The following is a 5952-nucleotide window of genomic DNA, read 5'->3' as shown; positions in this document are numbered from 1 at the left end:
ATGATCCAGAAGCTCGCCAAGGCGCACTACCTGTGCATCAACATCGAGTGCGACAGCAAGGTGCTGGACGAGCTCGAGACGGGCTTCCGCTTCAACGACGCGGTGCTGCGCCACCTCACGGTCCTGAAGGACCGTGCGGAGACGACGCCCTCGGTGATGATGAAGGCGGTCGACCGCGAGGAATCGCGCCAGGAGTCGCGCCGTGCGCCCCAGGAGGCGGCGAGCTGACGAACAGCGTCGCGATGACGGCGCGGATCGTCGAGCGCGGTGCATTGCGGTTCACGCCGGCCGGCCTTCCGGCCCTCGACGTGAGCCTCCGGCACGAGTCCAGGATCAGCCAGCCCGACAGCGTCCGCAAGCTCGCGTTCGAGATTCGCGGCCGGGCCGTCGGCGCCGTCACCGAGATGCTCGAGAAAGCCGAGCTCGGCGTCGAGCACGACTTCCAGGGCTTCCTCGGATCGCAGCGTAACGGCCGCGGAATCGTCTTCCACATCCAGTCCATCGAATTGAAATAGAGAGGTCATCACATGCCCCCGCCCCGCGGTAAAGGTCGGTTCTCCAAGGACCGCAAGCCCAAGCGCAACACCCAGTCGCTGCTGTTCCGTCGCAAGCGCTTCTGCCGCTTCACGGTCACCGGCGTCAAGGAGATCGACTACAAGGACATCGACACCTTGCGCGATTTCATCAACGAGAACGGCAAGATCACGCCGGCCCGCCTGACCGGGACGCGCGCCTTCTTCCAGCGCCAGCTGACGACGTGCATCAAGCGCGCGCGCTTCCTGGCGATGCTGCCGTACAGCGACCAGCACAAGGTCTGAGGACGACGCCATGCAAGTCATTCTGTTGGACAAGGTCGTCAACCTCGGCGAGCTCGGCGAGGTGGTCAAGGTCAAGGACGGCTACGCCCGCAATTTCCTGATCCCCACGCGCGTCGCCCGTCGGGCCACGCCGGCGGCGATCAAGGAGTTCGAGGACAAGCGCGCCGACCTGGAGAAGGTCGCCGCCGCGCGGCTCGCCGCGGCGCAGGCCCTGGGCGAAAAGATGAGCGGCCGCACGGTCCACATCACGCAGAAGGCGGGCGTCGACGGCCGCCTGTTCGGCTCGGTCACGAATGCCGACGTCGCCGATGCGCTGAACCGCATCGACTTCAAGGTCACCAAGGCGCAGGTCCGCATGCCCACCGGGCCGCTGAAGACCGTCGGCGAGCACACGGTGACCGTGGCGCCGCACACCGACGTGGTGGTCGAGGTGAAGGTCGTGGTCCTCGGCGAGACCGGCTGAGCCGGCGGCTCCGCCGGTCTTGCCGTTCGGCGGTCAGGGCTGCTCCCTCCCTTGCTCCGCAAGGGAGTTTCCAGGGCTGCTCCCTCCCCGCTGCGCTCCCCTCCCTCCGAGAGGGAGGGGCGGGCTCCTTTGGAGCCCTTTTCTTTTTTGTGTTTCCACCGGCGGTGCAGCGGCTGTCCACAGCGTTGTCCACCGGCGCCGGCGTGGGCGCCTTTATGATTTCCCGATGTCTGCCATCTTCTCGCCGGCGGGTGCGCCCCGCGACGCCCGACCCGACGAAGACGTCGCCCGCCTGAGGATCCCACCTCATTCCGTGGAAGCCGAGCAGAGCGTGCTCGGCGGGCTGCTGCTCGACAACGGCGCGTGGGACCGGGTCGGCGACCTGCTCACCGAGTCCGACTTCTATCGCTTCGAGCACCGGCTCATCTACGCGGCGACGTCCGCACTCGTCAACGCGAGCAAGCCGGCCGACGTCATCACCGTGTTCGAGCAGCTGCAGAGCCTGGGCAAGGCCGAGGATTGCGGCGGCCTGGTCTACCTCAACGCGCTCGCGCAAAGCGTGCCGAGCGCGGCCAACATCCGGCGCTACGCGGAGATCGTCCGCGAGCGATCGGTGCTGCGCAAGCTGGTGTCGGCGAGCGACGAGATCGCGACCAGCGCCTTCAACCCGCAGGGCCGGCCGGTGGCGCAGATCCTCGACGAGGCCGAGGGCAAGATCTTCCGCATCGGCGAGGAGGGCTCGCGTTCGCGGCAGGGCTTCCAGAGCATGGACGCGCTCGTCGTCCAGCTCATCGACCGCGTCAACGAGCTGCACGAGAACGGCGCCGAAGAGGTCACCGGCGTGCGCACCGGCTTCTACGACCTCGACCGGCTCACCGCCGGGCTGCAGGCCGGCGACCTGATCGTGCTGGCGGCGCGGCCGTCGATGGGCAAGACGGCCCTGGCGCTCAACATCGGCGAGCACGTCGCCGTCCGCGAAGGCCTGCCGGTGGTCGTCTTCTCGATGGAAATGGGCGCCTCGCAGCTGGCCCTGCGCATGGTCGGCTCGCTCGGCCGCATCGACCAGAACCACCTGCGCACCGGCGCCCTGCGCGACGACGAGTGGGGGCGCCTGTCCGAGGCGGTAGAAAAGCTCGGCAAGGTGAGCCTCTTCATCGACGAGAGCGGGTCGCTGAGCCCGAGCGAGCTGCGCGCGCGCGCCCGGCGGCAGGCGCGCCAGTGCGGGCAGCTCGGCCTGATCATCGTCGACTACCTGCAGCTGATGAGCGGCAGCGACGGCAACGACGAGAACCGGGCCACCGTCATCGGCGAGATCTCGCGCTCGCTGAAGTCGCTCGCCAAGGAGCTGAAGTGCCCGGTGATCGCGCTGTCGCAGCTCAACCGGAGCGTCGAGTCGCGCACCGACAAGCGGCCGATGATGAGCGACCTACGCGAGTCGGGCGCCATCGAGCAGGACGCCGACGTCATCATGTTCATCTACCGCGACGAGTACTACAACAAGGACTCCAAGGAGCCCGGCGTGGCCGAGATCATCATCGCCAAGCAGCGAAACGGCCCGACCGACACCTTCAGGCTCACCTTCCTCAAGCCGCTGACCAAGTTCGACAACCTGGCGCCGGGCAGCGTCGGCAGCGATTACTAGGTTCCTCTCGGCTGGGGCTGCCGGCATGACGCACGGACGCGCCGTCGCTTCGATGCTGATGGCGACGCTGCTGTGGAGCACGGCCGGTGTCGTCACTCGCCACCTGGAGTCGGCGGCCAGCTTCGAGGCGACGTTCTGGCGCAGCTTCTTCAACGCCGTCGCCCTCGTCGTCCTGCTCGGGTTCCTGCGCGGCTTCGGCGCCCTGGCGCGCACGCTGCGCGAAGGCGGGGCCATCCTCTGGATCTCGGGCCTGTGCTGGGCCGTGATGTTCACCGCCTTCATGGTCGCGATCACGATGACGACGGTGGCCAACGTGCTCGTGACGATGGCGGTGGCACCGCTCCTCACGGCCTTGGTCGCGCGCGTCGTCATCGGCCAGCGGCTGCCGGCGCGCACCTGGGGCGCCATCGTCGCCGCCGGCGTCGGCATCGGCTGGATGTACGCCCACGAGCTCGGCGCCGCGGGCGGGGGCCACCTGGCCGGCATCGCCATCGCGCTCGCCGTCCCCATCGCTGCGGCCGTCAACTGGACGGCGATCCAGAAGAGCGGGCGCGGCGGCGGCGACCTGCTGCCGGCGGTGCTGATCGGCGCCGTGCTGTCGAGCGTCGCCACGCTGGTGCCGTCGCTGCCGTTCCAGGCCACGGCGCACGACCTCGGCCTGCTAGCCGCGCTCGGCGTCGGCCAGCTGGCGATCCCCTGCCTGGTCTCGGTGGCTGCGGCGCGCGTGCTCGCCGCGCCGGAGGCGGCCCTGCTGTCGCTGCTCGAGATCATCTTCGGGGTCACATGGACGTGGCTCTTCGCGGCGGAGACGCCGGGGCGCCACGTCCTCGTCGGCGGCGCCCTGGTGGTGGGCGCACTGGTGGCGAACGAGGCGTTTGCCTTGCGCCGGGCGCGGCGTGTCACGGGGCCCGCGTGAGAGCGCCTCGCGTACCGTCGGCCGGCGAAGCCCGTGATGCCGGCGCCCCGCGCAGCCCGAACGCCGTGCTCGTGCTGCTCGAGGCGCGCGCCCCCGCCGAGCTCGCGTCCCTCCTCCTCGCGCGGCCGTGGCTGCGCAAGCTGCCGCGCGGCGACGGCCATCCGGTGATGGTGTTTCCGGGCATGGCGGCCGGCGACCTGGCGACGCTGCCGCTGCGCCGCTTCCTGCGCCGGCTGGGCTACGCCGCCGAAGCGTGGGGGCAGGGCGTCAACCTCGGCCCGCGCAGCGGCGTCATCGAACGCTGTGCCGACGACGTTCAGCGCTTCGTCGCGCGGCATGGGCGGCCGGCCAGCCTGATCGGCTGGAGCCTAGGCGGGCTCTATGCGCGCGAGATGGCCAAGCTCCGCCCGGAGTCGACGCGCTGCGTCATCACCCTGGGCACGCCGTTCACCGGCCCCCCGAAGGCGACCAACGCCTGGCGCCTGTACGAGCTGCTGAGCGGCGACCGCGTCGGCGACCCGCGCCTCATGGCCCACGTGCGCCGCCCGCCGCCGGTGCCGACGACCTCGATCTTCTCCCGCAGCGACGGCGTCGTGTCCTGGCGCTGCAGCCTCAACGAGCCCGGCCCGCTGGCCGAGAACATCGAGGTCCCGTCCAGCCACGTCGGCATGAGCATGAACCCGCTGGCGCTCTACGCCATTGCCGACCGGCTCGCCCAGCCGACGGGCCAGTGGCGCCCGTTCGAGGTGTCGGGCCCGCGCCGCTGGTTCTTCCGGACCGCTGCGCCGGTGCCGGCCGCGGCCGGCTGAGTCGATGCGCATCCGTGCCAACGGCATCGCGGTCGAGGTCGAGGACCACGGGCCGCGGTCGGGCGAGCCCCTCCTCCTGATCATGGGCCTCGGCATGCAGCTGCTAGGCTGGCCCGACGAGTTCGTGGCCCGGCTGGTCGAGCGCGGCTTTCGCGTCGTGCGCTTCGACAACCGCGACATCGGTCTCAGCCAGGGCTTCGACCACGCCGGCGTGCCGAACCTCGCCGCCGACTCGCTGCGCCACGCGCTCGGCCTGACGGTCCGGGCTCCCTACACGCTGGCCGACATGGCCGCTGACAGCCTCGGCGTCCTGGATGCGCTCGGCATCGGCAGCGCCCACGTCTGCGGCGCATCGATGGGCGGCATGATCGCCCAGCATCTGGCCTTCGCCGAGCCGAAGCGCGTGAAGAGCCTGACCCTGATGATGACGAGCAGCGGCTCGCGCCGCCTGCCCGGGCCGTCGCTGCAGGTGCGCAGCGCGCTCGTGTCGCGCCCGAAGGACCCGAAGTCGGTGGCCGGCATCGTCGAGCACTACGTCGGCTTCTACGGCCTGATCGGCAGCCCCGCCTATCCGACGCCCAAGGACGAGCTCCGCGCCCGCTTCACGAGGGCCGTGCAGCGCTCGCACCGCCCCGCCGGCACGGCGCGGCAGATGGTCGCCATCGCTGCCGACGGCGACCGCTCGCCGCTCCTGGCCGGTATCGGCGTGCCCACGCACGTCGTCCATGGCGCTGCCGATGCGCTCGTGCGGGTGGCCGCGGGGCGCGACCTCGCCCGGCGCGTTCCGGGCGCGACGCTGGACGTCGTCGACGGCATGGGCCACGATCTGCCCGCCGCGCTGTGGCCGCGCTTCACGGCCGGCATCGAGGCCGTCGCCCGGCGCGCCTGACGAACGCTTCCGGAGACAAGCCATGAGCTCAGCACCACGCCCACCGGACAGGAACCGCCAGACCCAGCGGCCCGGCACCGGTGCGAGCTTCATCGCCGATGCCCTGCGCAAGGGCCGGGTCCGGCAGGCGGTACAGACGCTTCGCGATCAGACCGGCCTCGGCCTCGAGCAGGCGAGGGACGCGGTCGAGGGAACCGGGCGCCATCGCACGGATGCGGAGAACGGCCTCTCGCCGGGCGAGGTGCCGCGGCGCAGCTCGGGGGCCTGGCTCGCCCTCCTGGTCGTCGTGCTGTTGCTCGGCTGGGTCTGGCTGCGCCGCGACGCCTGATCCGCCGCCCCCGGGACGGACCGCTGACGATGCTCGACGCCTCTTCGACCCAGAGCCTCTGGCATTGTCGGTCGCGCCGATGATGGA

General features: G+C 70.8%; 9 protein-coding genes. All 9 read left to right on the top strand.

Annotation, left to right across the window (positions count from 1 at the left end):
- Window positions 1–228: 30S ribosomal protein S6 (locus AC30N0_RS10550; protein ID WP_489517872.1), on the top strand; the 228-nt coding region annotated here is incomplete at its 5' end.
- Window positions 229–242: 14 nt separating this feature from the next.
- Window positions 243–515 (top strand): primosomal replication protein N, encoded by a 273-nt coding sequence (locus AC30N0_RS10545; RefSeq protein WP_489517871.1) that lies wholly within the window; start codon window positions 243–245, stop codon window positions 513–515.
- 12 nt (window positions 516–527) lie between these two features.
- Window positions 528–818: a 30S ribosomal protein S18 gene (rpsR, locus tag AC30N0_RS10540; RefSeq protein ID WP_327492365.1), complete on the top strand. Its 291-nt coding sequence runs from the start codon at window positions 528–530 to the stop codon at window positions 816–818.
- Window positions 819–828: 10 nt separating this feature from the next.
- Window positions 829–1281 (top strand): 50S ribosomal protein L9, encoded by a 453-nt coding sequence (gene rplI, locus AC30N0_RS10535; protein WP_489517870.1) that lies wholly within the window; start codon window positions 829–831, stop codon window positions 1279–1281.
- Between the two features lie 226 nt (window positions 1282–1507).
- A complete protein-coding gene (gene dnaB, locus AC30N0_RS10530) occupies window positions 1508–2923 on the top strand; it encodes a replicative DNA helicase (RefSeq protein ID WP_489517869.1) in 1416 nt (471 codons plus the stop codon).
- A gap of 25 nt (window positions 2924–2948) precedes the next feature.
- Entirely contained in the window at window positions 2949–3839 is an 891-nt protein-coding gene (locus AC30N0_RS10525; RefSeq protein WP_489517868.1) for a DMT family transporter, read from the top strand.
- Window positions 3836–4648, top strand: a complete 813-nt coding sequence (locus AC30N0_RS10520; RefSeq protein WP_489517867.1) for an alpha/beta fold hydrolase — start codon at window positions 3836–3838, stop codon at window positions 4646–4648. Before AC30N0_RS10525 ends, AC30N0_RS10520 begins: the two co-directional genes overlap by 4 nt.
- Window positions 4649–4652: 4 nt before the next feature.
- On the top strand, window positions 4653–5537 hold the full coding sequence (locus AC30N0_RS10515) for an alpha/beta fold hydrolase (protein ID WP_489517866.1): 885 nt from the start codon (window positions 4653–4655) through the stop codon (window positions 5535–5537).
- Window positions 5538–5559: 22 nt separating this feature from the next.
- Window positions 5560–5865 carry a hypothetical protein gene (locus AC30N0_RS10510; RefSeq protein WP_489517865.1) on the top strand — a complete coding sequence of 102 codons (306 nt, stop codon included), beginning with the start codon at window positions 5560–5562 and terminating at the stop codon, window positions 5863–5865.
- The last annotated feature ends 87 nt before the right edge of the window (window positions 5866–5952 follow it).

This window comes from Rhizobacter sp. (genome assembly GCF_031412495.1).
Classification (GTDB): domain Bacteria; phylum Pseudomonadota; class Gammaproteobacteria; order Burkholderiales; family Burkholderiaceae_C; genus Schlegelella_A.
Note: the sequence above shows the minus strand (reverse complement) of the source record. Positions and strands in the feature narration are given on the sequence as shown.

Bases quoted from the DNA above. Each gene is read 5' to 3' on its own strand.
- AC30N0_RS10525 (WP_489517868.1), top strand. From the start codon at position 2,949: ATGACGCACGGACGCGCCGTCGCTTCGATGCTGATGGCGACGCTGCTG.
- AC30N0_RS10515 (WP_489517866.1), top strand. From the start codon at position 4,653: ATGCGCATCCGTGCCAACGGCATCGCGGTCGAGGTCGAGGACCACGGG.
- AC30N0_RS10510 (WP_489517865.1), top strand. From the start codon at position 5,560: ATGAGCTCAGCACCACGCCCACCGGACAGGAACCGCCAGACCCAGCGG.
- rplI (WP_489517870.1), top strand. From the start codon at position 829: ATGCAAGTCATTCTGTTGGACAAGGTCGTCAACCTCGGCGAGCTCGGC.
- dnaB (WP_489517869.1), top strand. From the start codon at position 1,508: ATGTCTGCCATCTTCTCGCCGGCGGGTGCGCCCCGCGACGCCCGACCC.
- AC30N0_RS10545 (WP_489517871.1), top strand. From the start codon at position 243: ATGACGGCGCGGATCGTCGAGCGCGGTGCATTGCGGTTCACGCCGGCC.
- rpsR (WP_327492365.1), top strand. From the start codon at position 528: ATGCCCCCGCCCCGCGGTAAAGGTCGGTTCTCCAAGGACCGCAAGCCC.